Below are 451 nucleotides of genomic sequence, written 5' to 3' on the forward strand. Positions count from 1 at the left end.
GGTGGGTGTTGGTGTGTTTGGGTGTTTTTGGTTTGGGGTTGTGGTTGGGTGTTGTGGGGGTTTTTTTGTTGTTGGTGGGTTTGGTTGTGGGGGGGTGTGGGTGGGGTTTGTTGGGGGGTTGTGTTGTGTGTGTGTGGGGGTTGTTTGTTTGGGGGGGTTGGGGGTTTTTGGTTGGGGGTGGGTTGGGGGGGGTGGGGTTGGGTTGTTTGGGTGTTGGGGGTGTGGTGTTTGTTTGGGTGTTTGTTGTGTGTTGTGGGTTTGTTTGGGGGTGGTTTTTGTTGTTGTTGTTGGGGTTGGTTTGGTTTTGGTGTGGTTGGTGGGGTTTTTGTTGTTGGGGTTTGTGGGTGGTGTGGGGGGTGTTGTGGGTGGGGGTGTGTTGTTGTGGTGTTGGGTTGGGGTTGTGGGGGGGTGGTTTGGTTGGTGGGGTGGGTGGGGTTGGGGGTTTTTGTGT

Annotated in this window: 1 protein-coding gene; it reads right to left on the reverse strand. The window is 55.2% G+C overall.

The genetic code is table 11. From position 1 onward, the window contains the following. On the reverse strand, positions 1-451 hold a 451-nt coding region (locus ACTHTQ_RS11345), incomplete at both ends, for a hypothetical protein (protein ID WP_440363975.1).

The organism is Neisseria sp. P0020.S003, from assembly GCF_051957095.1.
GTDB lineage: Bacteria > Pseudomonadota > Gammaproteobacteria > Burkholderiales > Neisseriaceae > Neisseria > Neisseria subflava.